Annotated in this window: 9 protein-coding genes, 2 tRNA genes, 3 rRNA genes and 1 riboswitch; of the genes, 9 read left to right on the top strand and 5 right to left on the bottom strand. The window is 60.4% G+C overall.

Annotation, left to right across the window (positions count from 1 at the left end):
• The first annotated feature begins 4 nt into the window (after positions 1-4).
• From BBJ41_RS26440 to rrf, 6 genes are all read left to right on the top strand, one after another.
• Positions 5-556, top strand: coding sequence for a phosphonate degradation HD-domain oxygenase (locus BBJ41_RS26440; RefSeq protein ID WP_069749177.1), 552 nt, complete (start codon positions 5-7; stop codon positions 554-556).
• A 507-nt stretch (positions 557-1063) separates the two neighbouring features.
• Positions 1064-2595: ribosomal RNA gene (locus BBJ41_RS26435) — 16S ribosomal RNA — on the top strand.
• 63 nt (positions 2596-2658) lie between these two features.
• A tRNA-Ile gene (locus BBJ41_RS26430) sits at positions 2659-2735 on the top strand.
• 41 nt (positions 2736-2776) lie between these two features.
• A tRNA-Ala gene (locus BBJ41_RS26425) sits at positions 2777-2852 on the top strand.
• Between the two features lie 294 nt (positions 2853-3146).
• Positions 3147-6027, top strand: a 23S ribosomal RNA gene (locus BBJ41_RS26420).
• 121 nt (positions 6028-6148) lie between these two features.
• Positions 6149-6261: ribosomal RNA gene (rrf, locus tag BBJ41_RS26415) — 5S ribosomal RNA — on the top strand.
• Together the 16S, 23S and 5S rRNA genes with 2 tRNA genes alongside form the textbook arrangement of a ribosomal RNA operon.
• Before the next feature lie 176 nt (positions 6262-6437).
• Here rrf and BBJ41_RS26410 read toward each other — a convergent pair.
• Positions 6438-7555 (bottom strand): IS3 family transposase gene (locus BBJ41_RS26410; protein WP_370512851.1). Its coding sequence is split into 2 segments (ribosomal slippage): positions 6438-7297 and positions 7297-7555, totalling 1119 coding nucleotides; the frame shifts between segments, so codons are not numbered across the junction.
• A gap of 531 nt (positions 7556-8086) precedes the next feature.
• On the opposite strand from BBJ41_RS26410, the gene BBJ41_RS26400 reads away from it, so the two are divergent.
• Positions 8087-9505: a DHA2 family efflux MFS transporter permease subunit gene (locus tag BBJ41_RS26400; RefSeq protein WP_069749176.1), complete on the top strand. Its 1419-nt coding sequence runs from the start codon at positions 8087-8089 to the stop codon at positions 9503-9505.
• An 804-nt stretch (positions 9506-10309) separates the two neighbouring features.
• Here BBJ41_RS26400 and BBJ41_RS26395 read toward each other — a convergent pair.
• The 3 genes from BBJ41_RS26395 to BBJ41_RS26385 all read right to left on the bottom strand — a co-directional run bounded on the left by BBJ41_RS26395 (position 10310) and on the right by BBJ41_RS26385 (position 13739).
• Entirely contained in the window at positions 10310-11053 is a 744-nt protein-coding gene (locus BBJ41_RS26395; protein WP_069749175.1) for a 2OG-Fe(II) oxygenase, read from the bottom strand.
• Between the two features lie 300 nt (positions 11054-11353).
• Positions 11354-12946, bottom strand: coding sequence for an inorganic phosphate transporter (locus tag BBJ41_RS26390; protein WP_069749174.1), 1593 nt, complete (start codon positions 12944-12946; stop codon positions 11354-11356).
• Between the two features lie 202 nt (positions 12947-13148).
• A complete protein-coding gene (locus tag BBJ41_RS26385) occupies positions 13149-13739 on the bottom strand; it encodes a histidine phosphatase family protein (RefSeq protein WP_069749173.1) in 591 nt (196 codons plus the stop codon).
• A gap of 54 nt (positions 13740-13793) precedes the next feature.
• Positions 13794-13931, top strand: a riboswitch (cobalamin riboswitch).
• Positions 13932-13964: 33 nt separating this feature from the next.
• Here BBJ41_RS26385 and BBJ41_RS26380 point away from each other — a divergent pair.
• Both BBJ41_RS26380 and BBJ41_RS26375 read left to right on the top strand, forming a co-directional pair.
• Positions 13965-14174, top strand: coding sequence for a CbtB domain-containing protein (locus BBJ41_RS26380; RefSeq protein WP_047902386.1), 210 nt, complete (start codon positions 13965-13967; stop codon positions 14172-14174).
• A 13-nt stretch (positions 14175-14187) separates the two neighbouring features.
• Entirely contained in the window at positions 14188-14922 is a 735-nt protein-coding gene (locus tag BBJ41_RS26375) for a CbtA family protein (protein WP_069749172.1), read from the top strand.
• A gap of 80 nt (positions 14923-15002) precedes the next feature.
• Here the strand turns inward: BBJ41_RS26375 and BBJ41_RS26370 are convergent, their stop codons facing one another.
• Entirely contained in the window at positions 15003-15911 is a 909-nt protein-coding gene (locus BBJ41_RS26370; protein ID WP_069749171.1) for a LysR family transcriptional regulator, read from the bottom strand.
• Positions 15912-15930 lie beyond the last annotated feature (19 nt).

The raw sequence follows: 15930 nt of genomic DNA, 5'->3' as shown, positions 1-15930 counted from the left end.
ACGAATGGCATTGACGGTGGAAGAGATCCACGGGCTGTATCGCGAGCATGGCCATGTGGCCTACAGCGGGGAGCCCGTCACGCAGCTCGAGCATGCGCTGCAGAGCGGCTTGCTGGCGGAGGAGGCGGGCGCCGACGAAACGCTGGTCGCGGCGGCGTTCCTGCACGACCTCGGGCACCTGCTGAATCGCCAGGGCGAGACGCCGAGCGCGCGCGGAATCGACGATCTGCATCAGTATTACGTGTTGCCGTTCCTGCGGCCGCTGTTCTCCGACGCGGTGCTGGAGCCGATCCGGCTGCACGTCGACGCGAAGCGCTGTCTGTGCCGGACGGACGCCGGCTATTTCGAGAGCCTGTCGCCGGACTCGGTGCGCAGCCTCGCGTTGCAGGGCGGGGTATTCAGTGAAGAGGAGACGGCGGTGTTCCTGCAGCGTCCGTTTGCGGAGGACGCGCTGCGTCTGCGCCGCTGGGACGATACGGCGAAAGAGGAAGGCAAGGTGACGCCGGATCTCGACCACTATATGGAGATCGTCGCACGCCAGGTGCGGGTGGCCTGACGATTCGGCGGCTCCTATTTGAGGCCCCGCACGCGGCAGCGTGCGGGGCCTCAAATTTTTTCGAGAAACCCCTTGCGCGATCGTCGTCTGATGCATAGAATCACGCCTCTTTCGCGCTAACGGAAACGCGGCGCGGAAGAGGGAAGCGAAGTCGGTAGTGCGCAGCAGGTCAGGCGCACAGCTGGCGCAGGAAGATGGGCCCCGCAGTCGCAACGAAGTAGTTAAAAAGTTGTTGACGAACTGCGAAACACGGTTCATAATCTCGCTTCTCTGCTGCTGAAAACGCGGCGCTGCTGAGAAATCAACGGTTTCTCGCAGAAATGCTCTTTAAAAATTAACAGCCGATAAGTGTGGGCGCTTGATGGAAGCGAGCTGATCTTCGGATCAGAAAGCGAAAGTATCAAGAGTCTCACACTAAAGTAAGTCAGGTTTATGAAGCAATTCATATACCTGTCAGCTTTGAGTGAGCGACCGGTTCTTAACAGAACCGAAAACAGTAACAGGTTTGAACTGAAGAGTTTGATCCTGGCTCAGATTGAACGCTGGCGGCATGCCTTACACATGCAAGTCGAACGGCAGCACGGGTGCTTGCACCTGGTGGCGAGTGGCGAACGGGTGAGTAATACATCGGAACATGTCCTGTAGTGGGGGATAGCCCGGCGAAAGCCGGATTAATACCGCATACGATCTACGGATGAAAGCGGGGGACCTTCGGGCCTCGCGCTATAGGGTTGGCCGATGGCTGATTAGCTAGTTGGTGGGGTAAAGGCCTACCAAGGCGACGATCAGTAGCTGGTCTGAGAGGACGACCAGCCACACTGGGACTGAGACACGGCCCAGACTCCTACGGGAGGCAGCAGTGGGGAATTTTGGACAATGGGCGAAAGCCTGATCCAGCAATGCCGCGTGTGTGAAGAAGGCCTTCGGGTTGTAAAGCACTTTTGTCCGGAAAGAAATCCTTGGTTCTAATATAGCCGGGGGATGACGGTACCGGAAGAATAAGCACCGGCTAACTACGTGCCAGCAGCCGCGGTAATACGTAGGGTGCGAGCGTTAATCGGAATTACTGGGCGTAAAGCGTGCGCAGGCGGTTTGCTAAGACCGATGTGAAATCCCCGGGCTCAACCTGGGAACTGCATTGGTGACTGGCAGGCTAGAGTATGGCAGAGGGGGTAGAATTCCACGTGTAGCAGTGAAATGCGTAGAGATGTGGAGGAATACCGATGGCGAAGGCAGCCCCCTGGGCCAATACTGACGCTCATGCACGAAAGCGTGGGGAGCAAACAGGATTAGATACCCTGGTAGTCCACGCCCTAAACGATGTCAACTAGTTGTTGGGGATTCATTTCCTTAGTAACGTAGCTAACGCGTGAAGTTGACCGCCTGGGGAGTACGGTCGCAAGATTAAAACTCAAAGGAATTGACGGGGACCCGCACAAGCGGTGGATGATGTGGATTAATTCGATGCAACGCGAAAAACCTTACCTACCCTTGACATGGTCGGAATCCTGCTGAGAGGTGGGAGTGCTCGAAAGAGAACCGATACACAGGTGCTGCATGGCTGTCGTCAGCTCGTGTCGTGAGATGTTGGGTTAAGTCCCGCAACGAGCGCAACCCTTGTCCTTAGTTGCTACGCAAGAGCACTCTAAGGAGACTGCCGGTGACAAACCGGAGGAAGGTGGGGATGACGTCAAGTCCTCATGGCCCTTATGGGTAGGGCTTCACACGTCATACAATGGTCGGAACAGAGGGTTGCCAACCCGCGAGGGGGAGCTAATCCCAGAAAACCGATCGTAGTCCGGATTGCACTCTGCAACTCGAGTGCATGAAGCTGGAATCGCTAGTAATCGCGGATCAGCATGCCGCGGTGAATACGTTCCCGGGTCTTGTACACACCGCCCGTCACACCATGGGAGTGGGTTTTACCAGAAGTGGCTAGTCTAACCGCAAGGAGGACGGTCACCACGGTAGGATTCATGACTGGGGTGAAGTCGTAACAAGGTAGCCGTATCGGAAGGTGCGGCTGGATCACCTCCTTTCCAGAGCTATCTCGCAAAGTTGAGCGCTCACGCTTATCGGCTGTAAATTAAAGACAGACTCAGGGGTCTGTAGCTCAGTCGGTTAGAGCACCGTCTTGATAAGGCGGGGGTCGTTGGTTCGAATCCAACCAGACCCACCATTGTCTGGCGGTAGTACACCTGAGGGTATCTGTACTCAAATGGGGGCATAGCTCAGCTGGGAGAGCACCTGCTTTGCAAGCAGGGGGTCGTCGGTTCGATCCCGTCTGCCTCCACCAATCACCAACGCTAAGAGCTTGGTTCAGACACTGAACCGAGAATTTTGCATTGGCGATTGAGCCAGTCAGAGTGATATGAGTAACACCATATCGGCTGTCGTTCTTTAACAATCTGGAAGAAGTAAGTAATTTGGATAGCGGAAGCGTCTTGAGATGGACGTGAAAGTTATCCGGGTTGTGATTGTATCGATGTATCTCAAGATGATTCGAACTCTATGTTTGACTCAATTGGAATACGGCACAACGCGAAAACTCAACCTGTAACGACCTGTCGGAGAGACAGACTCGTTATAGGGTCAAGCGAACAAGTGCATGTGGTGGATGCCTTGGCGATCACAGGCGATGAAGGACGCGGTAGCCTGCGAAAAGCTACGGGGAGCTGGCAAACGAGCTTTGATCCGTAGATGTCCGAATGGGGAAACCCACTCCTTTTGGAGTATCCATGGCTGAATACATAGGCCATGAGAAGCGAACGCGGTGAACTGAAACATCTAAGTAACCGCAGGAAAAGAAATCAACCGAGATTCCCAAAGTAGTGGCGAGCGAAATGGGATGAGCCTTGCACTCTTTATTTGTATTGTTAGCCGAACGCTTTGGAAAGTGCGGCCATAGCGGGTGATAGCCCCGTAGGCGAAAACAGTATGAAAGAACTAGGTGTGCGACAAGTAGGGCGGGACACGTGAAATCCTGTCTGAAGATGGGGGGACCATCCTCCAAGGCTAAATACTCGTGATCGACCGATAGTGAACCAGTACCGTGAGGGAAAGGCGAAAAGAACCCCGGGAGGGGAGTGAAATAGATCCTGAAACCGCATGCATACAAACAGTCGGAGCCTCGTAAGGGGTGACGGCGTACCTTTTGTATAATGGGTCAGCGACTTACGTTCAGTAGCAAGCTTAACCGTATAGGGCAGGCGTAGCGAAAGCGAGTCCGAATAGGGCGTTCAGTTGCTGGGCGTAGACCCGAAACCAAGTGATCTATCCATGGCCAGGATGAAGGTGCGGTAACACGTACTGGAGGTCCGAACCCACTAACGTTGAAAAGTTAGGGGATGAGCTGTGGATAGGGGTGAAAGGCTAAACAAACTTGGAAATAGCTGGTTCTCTCCGAAAACTATTTAGGTAGTGCCTCGTGTCTCACCTTCGGGGGTAGAGCACTGTCATGGTTGGGGGTCTATTGCAGATTACCCCGCCATAGCAAACTCCGAATACCGAAGAGTGCAATCACGGGAGACAGACATCGGGTGCTAACGTCCGGTGTCAAGAGGGAAACAACCCAGACCGCCAGCTAAGGTCCCCAAATATAGCTAAGTGGGAAACGAAGTGGGAAGGCTAAAACAGTCAGGAGGTTGGCTTAGAAGCAGCCACCCTTTAAAGAAAGCGTAATAGCTCACTGATCGAGTCGTCCTGCGCGGAAGATGTAACGGGGCTAAGCTATATACCGAAGCTGCGGATGCGAGCTATGCTCGCATGGTAGGAGAGCGTTCTGTAAGCCTGCGAAGGTGTCTCGGAAGGGATGCTGGAGGTATCAGAAGTGCGAATGCTGACATGAGTAGCGATAAAGGGGGTGAAAGGCCCCCTCGCCGTAAGCCCAAGGTTTCCTACGCAACGTTCATCGGCGTAGGGTGAGTCGGCCCCTAAGGCGAGGCAGAAATGCGTAGCTGATGGGAAGCAGGTCAATATTCCTGCACCATTGTTAGATGCGACGGGGGGACGGATCGCGGAAGGTTGTCCGGGTGTTGGAAGTCCCGGTCGCTGCATTGGAGAAGGCGCTTAGGCAAATCCGGGCGCGGAATTCAAGGGTGTGGCGCGAGCTCCTTAGGGAGCGAAGCAATTGGAAGTGGTTCCAAGAAAAGCCTCTAAGCTTCAGTCTAACGATGACCGTACCGCAAACCGACACAGGTGGGCGAGATGAGTATTCTAAGGCGCTTGAGAGAACTCGGGAGAAGGAACTCGGCAAATTGGTACCGTAACTTCGGGATAAGGTACGCCCTTGTAGCTTGATGCCCCTGCGGGCAAAGGGTGAAGGGGTTGCAATAAACTGGTGGCTGCGACTGTTTAATAAAAACACAGCACTCTGCAAACACGAAAGTGGACGTATAGGGTGTGACGCCTGCCCGGTGCCGGAAGATTAAATGATGGGGTGCAAGCTCTTGATTGAAGTCCCGGTAAACGGCGGCCGTAACTATAACGGTCCTAAGGTAGCGAAATTCCTTGTCGGGTAAGTTCCGACCTGCACGAATGGCGTAACGATGGCCACACTGTCTCCTCCCGAGACTCAGCGAAGTTGAAGTGTTTGTGATGATGCAATCTACCCGCGGCTAGACGGAAAGACCCCATGAACCTTTACTGTAGCTTTGCATTGGACTTTGAACCGATCTGTGTAGGATAGGTGGGAGGCTATGAAACCGGAACGCTAGTTTCGGTGGAGCCGTCCTTGAAATACCACCCTGGTTTGTTTGAGGTTCTAACCTTGGCCCGTGATCCGGGTCGGGGACAGTGCATGGTAGGCAGTTTGACTGGGGCGGTCTCCTCCCAAAGCGTAACGGAGGAGTACGAAGGTACGCTAGGTACGGTCGGAAATCGTGCTGATAGTGCAATGGCATAAGCGTGCTTAACTGCGAGACCGACAAGTCGAGCAGGTGCGAAAGCAGGTCATAGTGATCCGGTGGTTCTGTATGGAAGGGCCATCGCTCAACGGATAAAAGGTACTCTGGGGATAACAGGCTGATACCGCCCAAGAGTTCATATCGACGGCGGTGTTTGGCACCTCGATGTCGGCTCATCTCATCCTGGGGCTGTAGCCGGTCCCAAGGGTATGGCTGTTCGCCATTTAAAGAGGTACGTGAGCTGGGTTTAAAACGTCGTGAGACAGTTTGGTCCCTATCTGCCGTGGGCGTTGGATATTTGAAGGGGGCTGCTCCTAGTACGAGAGGACCGGAGTGGACGAACCTCTGGTGTACCGGTTGTCACGCCAGTGGCATCGCCGGGTAGCTATGTTCGGAAGAGATAACCGCTGAAAGCATCTAAGCGGGAAACTCGCCTTAAGATGAGATATCCCTGGGGACTAGATCCCCTTGAAGGGTCGTTCGAGACCAGGACGTTGATAGGTCAGGTGTGTAAGCGCAGTAATGCGTTCAGCTAACTGATACTAATTGCCCGTAAGGCTTGATCCTATAACAAGTCTGTTTTACAGACAGCGGTTGAATGACCGCGATGTGCTGATACGCACAACCTCAAAAATTACTGCTTCTTCCCGATTGGTTGCGTTGCGAAGCAACGTGACAACCCTCTTTGCCTGATGACCATAGCGAGTCGGTCCCACCCCTTCCCATCCCGAACAGGACCGTGAAACGACTCTACGCCGATGATAGTGCGGATTCCCGTGTGAAAGTAGGTAATCGTCAGGCTCCCTAAGCCAGAAACCCCCGCCCGACCAGGCGGGGGTTTTTGCATTTCGGTGATGGAAATGCATGCGCGAGAGGATGGCCGCTCGGCCTTTGCCCCTCCAAGTCGCTCTTCCAGACGTTACCTTCAGTGACCTGCCCCCTTCGATAGGGCCACGGAGCTTCTAGTAAAGTCCTGTTCAAACATGCTCCTGCAAGACAGGAGCGCCTACTGGTGCCGGATGCTTCGCCGCGAATTCGGCCGGCGACTGGTAGTTCAATGCGCTGTGCGGCCGTGCCTCGTTGTAGTCCCGGCGCCATGCCGACACCACGGCCCGGGCGTGGGCGAGCGTCGTGAACCAGTGCTCGTTCAGACACTCGTCACGAAACTTGCCATTGAACGACTCGATGTACGCATTCTGCGTCGGCTTGCCCGCCTGAATCAATTTCAACGTCACGCCGTTGGCGTAGGCCCACTGGTCCAGCGCGCGGCTCGTGAATTCGGGTCCCTGGTCCGTGCGCAACGCTTTCGGGTAGCCCCTGAAGCGCGCCACCCGGTCCAGCACGCGCGTCACATACCGACCCGAGATGCCGTGGTCCACCACGATCTCGACCGCTTCCTTGGTGAAGTCGTCGACAATGGTCAGGCACTTCAGGCGACGCCCGTTGGACAATGCGTCCATCACGAAATCGAGGGACCACACCTCGTTCGGCGTACTCGGCAAAGCCAGCTGCTCGCGCTCGACCATCACGCCGTGGCGCCGTCGCCGGCGCCGCACGGCCAGTCCGGCCTCGCGATACAGCCGGTGCACGCGCTTGTGGTTTACGTGCCTTCCTTCGCGCGCCAGCAGCGCGTGTAGCCGCCGATAGCCGAAACGCCGCCTCTGGTGCCCCAGCTCGATGAGGCGCGCCTTGAGCGCCTCATTCTCGTGGTCCGGCTGCGCTTCATAATGCAGCACGCTGCGCGAAAGCCCGACAAGCCGGCAGGCACGGCGCTCGGAGACATTGACCTTCTGCCGAATCGCCGCGACCGCCTCGCGCCTGGCCTGCGGGCTCAGGGCTTTCCCTTCACGACCACCTTCAGGGCTTCCATATCGAGCATCGCCTCGGCCAGCAGCTTCTTCAGCCTCGCGTTCTCGGCTTCCAGCTCCTTGAGCCGACGGGCTTCCGACACCTCCATGCCGCCGAACTTCGCGCGCCACGTGTAGAACGAGGCGTCACTGAACCCATGCTTCCTGCACAGCTCCTTCACCGGCAGGCCCGCCTCCGCTTCCTTCAGGAAGCCGATGATCTGTTCTTCCGAAAAGCGCTTCTTCATGTCCGTCTTCCTCTCCGAAAACGGACTTTACTAGATTCCGACTGGCCCGGTTTACGGGGAGCAGGTCATCAGACCAGAACCCGCCATTCGCGAGACCACCGAGACGCGCTCAAACTGCCCAGGTCAGTTGCGTAACGGTAACGGATGCTGGCGTGACTGACACCCCACGACCCTCTGTTCGCAGCAAGAGCCGTCAGCCCGAAAATCGAACAACTCAAACACCTGATTGTGGCGATGGCTGATGATGGGAGATGTTCGGTGACAATGGCCCATAAATAGCGAGTTTTTAAGTCGGCACGGCTTTATCTCCCCATTCTTCATCGCATCGAGTCGGTCCGATCATAGGTACAGCTCGGCGCGCGCAGCGGGAAATCGTCCCCGAAATCTATGCGCATAAAGTGCATTCGCGGACGTCCGTCGGCAGAGCGCGGGGCAAGCCCTTCAGGGTAATATCGCCATTCGTCCCGATTCCGGCGCTTGTCTGCATCCGCTGGCGATCGGCGTCTTCCGCATTCCGTCTCCTGCACGTTCATGATTGACAGCCCTGCCCAAGGTGGTCGGACGACCGACTTCTTGCCGTATCTCGTCGCCGCAACGTTCTTCATGGAGTACCTCGACACGACCGTGATCGCGACCGCGCTGCCGCAAATGGCGCACTCGTTCGGCGTCGGGCCGAACGCGCTGAGTCTCGGGATGACGGCCTACATGCTTGCGCTTGCCGTGTTCATCCCGATCAGCGGCTGGATCGCAGATCGATATGGTTCGCGCACGGTGTTTGCCAGCGCCATCGTCGTGTTTACCGGTGCGTCGGTGCTGTGCGGGTTGTCCGAAGGCGTCGCGACGTTCACGGCCGCGCGCCTGCTGCAGGGTGTTGGCGGGGCGATGATGGTGCCAGTTGGGCGGATGATCGTCGTGCGCAGCACCGAGAAGGCAAAACTGATGCGTGCGATCGCGACGATTACGTGGCCAGGCATCGTCGCGCCCGTCGTCGGGCCGCCGATCGGTGGCTTCATCACGACCTATGCGTCGTGGCGATGGATCTTCCTCTTGAACGTTCCGTTCGGCATCGCCGCGCTTGTCTGCACGTGGTTGATCGTCCGGAACACGCGGGCCGACGAGCAACGGCCGCTCGATTGGGTCGGCTTCGTGCTTGCCGGCGCAGCGCTGACCTGTCTGTTGATCGGCACGGAGGCAGCCGGCCAGCAGGATGTGCACTTCACACGCGCAGCCATCCTGGTGGGCGCGAGCGTGTTGTTTGGCGTTGCAGCGTGGTTGTACGCGCGACGTTGCGCGCATCCGCTGCTCGATTTCACAACGTTGAAGGTGCCGACGTTCTCGGTGACGGTGATCACCGGCTCGATTACACGGATGGCGATCAACGCCGTGCCGTATCTGCTGCCGTTGCTGTTCCAGATCGGTTTCGGGCTGTCGCCGTTCCAGTCCGGCCTGCTGCTGCTCGCAAGCGCGCTGGGCAATCTCGGCATGAAGGCGGGGACGTCGTGGATCCTCGACCGCTATGGTTTCCGGCGCGTCGCACTCGTCGACGTGACGCTCGTCGGCATCTTCACGATCGCGTGCGGCTGGCTGACCGCGTCGACGCCGCTGGCGATCACGCTGTTCATCGTATTCGTCTACGGACTGACGCGGTCGATGCAGTTCACGACGCTCGCGACGCTGGCCTATGCGGATATCCCGGCCACGCAGACGAGCGCGGCCAGCACGCTGTGGAGCGCCGCGCAGCAGATGACGATCGGGATGGGGATCGCGTTCGGTGCATTGTCGCTGCGGGTCGCGGCGTTGGTGCGCGGCGATACGGTTGGCATGCATTACGTGCTCGACGACTTCCGCTGGGCATTCATCGCGGCCGGCGTGCTTGCACTGCTGACGTTGCCGGGCTACGCACGGCTGGCCTCCGATGCCGGCGACCGGCTTCGGGCGAATGCGGCGTGAACGCAGGCCGGATCGCCAATCGCTTTTGTGTTGTGACGGGTGAGCGTTTTTGTTTCCTGTCGCTCACTTGAAACGTCGAGCAGTTGTCGCTGCGGTGGTGGCCTGACGCGAGGTGAAATCCGTCATGGGTCGTTGTGGGCAAGTGAGCGGATCGCATGGTGATGTCCGGTGGTGATGCGTCTCGAGCGATGACGCGCGATTGGTTCGACAGAGGCGAGGTGTTTCCTGCGCGAACCCATCGGCATGAGGAATGGCGCGACAGCTGATGTCCGGCGCGTGATGCGCCATCGAGCGATGGCACACGATTGGTTCGGCTGACGCACGGTGTTTCTTGCGTGAACTCATCCGCACGAGGGACGGTGCGACAGTTGATGTCCTGACATGATGCGCCCCGAGCGATGACATGCGATTGGTTCGACAGACACGGGTGTTTCCCGCGTGAACCCATCGACATGAGGAATGGCGCGACAGCTGATGTCCGGCCGTGATGCGTCCCGGGCAATGACGCGCGATTGGCTCGACAGGCGCAGGGTTTCTTGCGTGAGCTCATCCGTATCATGAGCGACGCGATAGCTAACGTCGTGTCGTGATGCGCCTCGAGCGATGACATGCGATTGGCTCGACAGGCGAGGGGTGTTTCCTGCGTGGACTCATCCGCATGCGGAACGGTGCGACAGCTGATGTCCTACCGTGATGCGCCCCAATAGATGACGCGCGATTGGTTTGACAGACGCGGGGCGTTTCCTGTGTGAACCCATCCGCACGAAGAACGGCGCGATAGCGCCGCGCTCACTCCGATTCCCGTCACTGCGCGTCATGGAAGATGATGCCGACCGTGTGGCGATGGCCGCTCCGGATCCGGCTGACGCCGTGGCGCAGGTTGACGCGATAGACGCCGCGCGTTCCCTGCACCGGCCTGCCGTGCACGGCGAAGATCACCGCGTCACCTTGCGTCAGCGGCACCACTTCCGCACGCGACTGCATGCGCGGCCGCTGTTCCGTCAACACGAACTCCCCGCCCGTGAAATCGCGGCCCGGCGCCGACAGCAGGATGGCGACCTGAAGCGGAAAGACATGCTCGCCATACAGATCCTGATGGAGGCAGTTGTAGTCGTCGGGGCCGTATTGAAGGATCAGCGGCGTCGGGCGTACCTGTCCGGCCGCGTGGCAGCGATCGAGGAAGGGCGCGTGCTCCGTCGGATAGCGGACGTCGATCCCGAGTGCCTTGTTCCAGCGATTCGCGATCGGCGCGAGATGCGGGTAGAGCGTTGTACGCAACCCGGCGACGAGCGCCGGCAGCGGGTACGCGAAATACTTGTATTCGCCGCGCCCGAATCCGTGCCGCGCCATCACGACGCGTGAACGATAGAGCGCATCGCGCGGATAAAGCGATGCGAGCGCGTCGCACTCGCTTGCCGCGATCAGGCCCGGTACGCGCGCGCATCCGTAGCGATCGAGATCGGCATCGACGGTTGTCCAGTCGATCGCGTCGACGCGTTGTGCGATGTCCAGCGAGTCGACGGCAGGTTGCAGGTCGGCGATGTTCACGGGCGTACCTCGTTCGTCAGCAATGTGGCGCCGCACGGCATGCTCTGGACGCATTGCGCGCGGTTGAATCCACGATGAAAGTGATGAACCGAGTCTAGCGATCTCCGTGTACAGGCGCGCTCCAGATCTTGCGCTTCAATTCGGAAAGGGGGAGGCCGCACGCTCGTGATGTGACACGGGCACGCCGAATTCGGCGACGTGTCGGGAAGGAGAAGCGAAGAGGCGAAGAGACAGAGAGACGACCGAAGAATGCTCTACGGCAGGCGACCGACCAGCATCGGCCGCCCACCGTATCCCCGATCAAGCCAGCGACCGGAACAACCAGTAAAGCCCTGCCGCAAGCGCGATCGACGCCGGCAACGTCAGCACCCACGCGAGCACGAGGCTGCGCACCGTGCTCCATTGCAGCCCCGACCCGTTTGCCGCCATCGTGCCCGCGACGCCCGACGACAGCACGTGCGTCGTCGACACGGGCAGCCCGTACATGTCGGCGGCGCCGATCGTCAGCATCGCGACGAGTTCGGCCGATGCGCCCTGTCCGTACGTCAGATGCTGCTTGCCGATTTTCTCGCCGACGGTCACGACGATCCGTTTCCAGCCGACCATCGTGCCGAGGCCCAGTGCGATCGCGACGGCAACCTTCACCCACGTCGGAATGAACTTGGTCGCGTGATCGAGCTGCTTGCGATAGTTGTCGATCGCGAGCTTGTCGTCGGCGGCGAACGCGGGCTGCCCCGACTTCTCGATCAGGCGAATCGCTTCGGACACCAGATACATCGTGTTGCGCACGTTGTCGACGTCGCGCTGCGGCACGGCGGCCATCGAGCCCGACGAACCCACGGCAGTTGCGAGCGACGTGGACAGCTGCTGCACGGCCGGCAGCACCGCAGGCGTCAGTTCGCGATGCTGCACGTAGTGTTCGACGTCGGCGCGCGGGTTCGCCGACGGCGCGACGCCGTTCGTATACTTCGCGAACGTCGCGGCCGCCTGATTCGCGACGGCGACGAAGGTCTGCGACTCGGCCGGCGTGACGGCCTTGTTCAGGGCGTACGCGGCCGGCACCGTGCCGATCAGGATCAGCATGATGAGGCCCATCCCTTTCTGCCCGTCGTTCGAACCGTGCGCGAACGACACGCCCGTGCAGGTCAGGATCAGCAGGCAGCGAATCCAGAACGGCGGCGGCTGGTCCTTCGGCGGCTCCTTGTACAGCTCGGGAATCCGCACGAGGGCTTTCAGCACGAGCAGCAGCAGCGACGCGCACAGGAAGCCCACGATCGGCGAGAGCAGCAGCGACTTGCCGACGCCCAGCGCCTGGCCCCAGTCGACGCCGCTCGTGCCGGACGGCCCGTGCATCAGCTGGTTCATCAGCCCGACGCCGATGATCGACCCGATCAGCGTATGCGAGCTCGACGACGGCAACCCGAAATACCAGGTCGCGAGGTTCCAGACGATCGCCGCGATCAGCAGCGCAAACACCATCGCGAAGCCGGAGCCGCTGCCGACCTGCAGGATCAGCTCGACCGGCAGCAACTGCAGGATGCCGAACGCGACGGCGCCGCTCGAAACCATCACGCCGAGGAAGTTCCACATGCCGGACCAGATCACCGCCACGTTCGGCGTCAGCGAGTGCGTGTAGATCACGGTGGCGACCGCGTTCGCGGTGTCGTGGAAGCCGTTGACGAATTCGAAGCCGAGCGCGATCACCAGCGCGGCGCCGAGCATCAGGTACGGGAACAGCGACCCTTCGCGCATCGGCGACAGATCGTCGATCAGGTGCGTGGCGATGTAGACGGCGCCGATCGCGAGCACCAGCAGGAACACGGCATAGCCGAGCTGCCGGGTGCGCTCGACGGAGCCCCGATCGTTCGCGGTGGACGAAGCAGGTTGATTCATGACGGGCGTCTTCTCGTGGGGGAGTCGCGTCCGATCCTAGCCGCGGCTAGCAGTCAGTTTGATGACAGTCGGGATGACGAACGGCGCGTCTTACAGTGATGTAAGGCGAGGGACGATATTCGTTCGCGTCGTGAAACACCGGCCGCTTTGTCATCCATATCGCGCATGCCGGGGCGGCAATTCCACGCGCAATTCCACACGCTTACGCATCGACGTCGCGCCGATCGTCGTGCGTCGTGGCCAACGTCCATCCATGCGGCGACGCGACGAACATCGTGCACGACAGCGGTGCGACGTCGATGCGCGCCGCAGCATCGAGATCCATCCTCATCACGTGCGCGACGGCCGCGCGAACGATCGGCGCATGCGTGATCGCGACGACGTCGCGGCCGGGCGGCAGCGCGTTCAGCCATGCGCCGACACGGCGAGCGGCGGCTTCGAACGATTCGCCGCCGTGCGGCGACGCGGACGGATCGCAGATCCATGCGCCCAGTGCGTCCGGCACGTCGCGTGCGAGATCGTGCAGCCGCTTGCCTCGCCAGTTGCGGTAGTCGATGTCGCGAAGCGGGTCGTCGGCTTCGGCGTGCAGGCCGAGTGCATCGGCGGTCTGCCGCGCACAGCGGGCAGGGCTGCACCGCACGAGCGCGCCGGCCGCGTGCGTCCACCGATCGCGCAGCGCGGCGGCTTCGGCGAGCCCGCGTGCGTCGAGCGGATCGTCGTCGGGAAACGTGCCGGTGCGCATCGCGCGGGTCGACGCGTGTGCAATCAGGCGCAACGAGGCATGGAGGGTCATGTCGGTTGTCGGGAGAGCCGGAGCGGACGGGCGGTCGTCCGCGGGCCATCACTTCTTCAATACGCGGACGTTCGCGCGTACAATCCGCTCGATACGAAGCGCGGAAGCCGGTGCAAATCCGGTGCGGTCGCGCCACTGTAACCGGGTAATCACGATCCCGGAAGCCAGACCTGCCTTCGTACCCATCCAACATTTGTCGGGGCGCGATTCCCCTGAGGTGCATCCATGAGCGAAGCAGTGCTGAAGCCGGTCGTCGTGCCGGCACCCATCCCCGTACGTGAGCTGTTGCCGTGGGCCGTATTCGTCGGCCTGATCCTGCTGCTCGCACTCTATTTCGTCGGCGCGGAACAAGGCGCGACGTCGCTCGTGCCGGGCATGTACGTCCACGAATTCGTCCACGACGGCCGCCATCTGCTCGGCTTTCCCTGCCACTGACGCGGAGAACACGATGGTCGGAAAGCTGCTCATGCGCGGGATGCTCGCAGGCATCGCCGCGGGCCTCCTCACGTTCGGTTTCGCGAAAATCGTCGGCGAACCGCAAGTCGATCAGGCAATTTCCTTCGAAGAACAGCGCGATGCCGCCAAGAGCGACGAGCACGGGCACGATCACGAGGTCGAGCTGGTCAGCCGCCACACGCAGGCCGGCCTCGGCCTGCTGACGGGTGTCGTGACCTACGGCGCGGCATTCGGCGGGTTGTTTTCGCTGGTCTTCGCGTTTGCCTACGGACGAGGCAGCCGCCTCCCGGCGCGGCCGCTGGCCGCGTGGCTCGCGCTCGCGGCGTTCGTCGCGCTCGTGATCGTGCCGAACATCAAGTACCCGGCCAATCCGCCGTCGGTTGGCGACCCCGACACGATCGGCTATCGCACGGGCCTGTTCTTCCTGATGATCGCGATCTCGATCGCGACGATGGTGTTCTCGGTCAGCGTGCGCCGCCATCTGCTCGCGAAGCTCGGCCAATGGAACGCGTCGATCGTGGCGGGCCTCGTGTTCGTCGCGATCATCGCGGCGGTGCAGCTCGGGCTGCCGTCGATCAACGAAGTGCCGGCCGCGTTCCCGGCTGCCTTGCTGTGGAAGTTTCGCGTCGCGGCCATCGGCATGCAGGTGATCATGTGGACGACGATCGGCCTGTTGTTCGGCGCGTGGGTCGAGCGCGGCGAACGCATCGGCATGCACGCCGCCTGACGCGTATTGCAAACGGGTGCACCCGGGGGCCCGTTCACGCCGATCGCAAGCCCGATATTCGCGTGAACAGGGCCTGAGCCCTAACGCAGCATGCGCGGCGCGCTCCACGTCGATTCGCGCGCCAGCGCGACGAACGCGGCCAGATAGTCGATCGACGCATCCGCTTCGCGGATGCCGAGGAAGATCTGCTTCGCGATTCCCTTCTTGCCGAGCTTGACCGGCACGACCGGCATCCGGTCCGCGTATTCGTCGGCAAGCCATCTCGGCAGCGCGGCCACGCCGCGCCCGCTCGCCACCATCTGCAGCATGATGTCGGTCGTCTCGATCGACTTGTGCCGCCTTGGCACGATGCCGGCCGGCGTCAGGAACTGGTTGTAGATGTCGAGCCGGTCGGTTTCGACCGGATAGGTGATCAGGATTTCGTCGATCAGCTGCTCGGGCGTCACGTAGTCGGCATTCGCGAGGCGGTGTGCATCCGCGACCACCAGCACCTGCTCGTAGTCGAACACGGGATCGAAACGCAGGCCCGGCTTGTTCAGCGGGTCGGGCGTCACGAGTACGTCGATGTCATAGCCGAACAGCGCGCCGATGCCGCCGAACTGGAAACGCTGCTTCACGTCCACGTCGACGTCGGGCCAGCGTGACAGGTACGGCGACACGACCTTCAGCAGCCACTGGTAGCACGGGTGGCACTCCATCCCGATACGCAGCGTGCCGCGCTCGCCTTTCGCGTACTGCTTCATCCGCTCCTCGGCGAGCTCGAACTGCGGCAGCAGCCGGTTCGCGAGCTTCAGCAGATACTGCCCGCCTTGCGTGAGCCGCAGGCCGCGCCCTTCCCGGTCCCAGATCGGCGTGCCGAGCTGCTGCTCGATTTTCCTGACGGTATGGCTGAGCGCCGATTGCGTGAGGTGCAGCGCATTGGCGGCCGCGGTCAGCGAGCCCTGGCGCTCGACTTCACGAATGACGACGAGATGGAATCGTTCCAGCATGGATATCGCTCGCGCAACA

Source organism: Burkholderia stabilis (genome assembly GCF_001742165.1).
GTDB lineage: Bacteria > Pseudomonadota > Gammaproteobacteria > Burkholderiales > Burkholderiaceae > Burkholderia > Burkholderia stabilis.
Note: the sequence above shows the minus strand (reverse complement) of the source record. Positions and strands in the feature narration are given on the sequence as shown.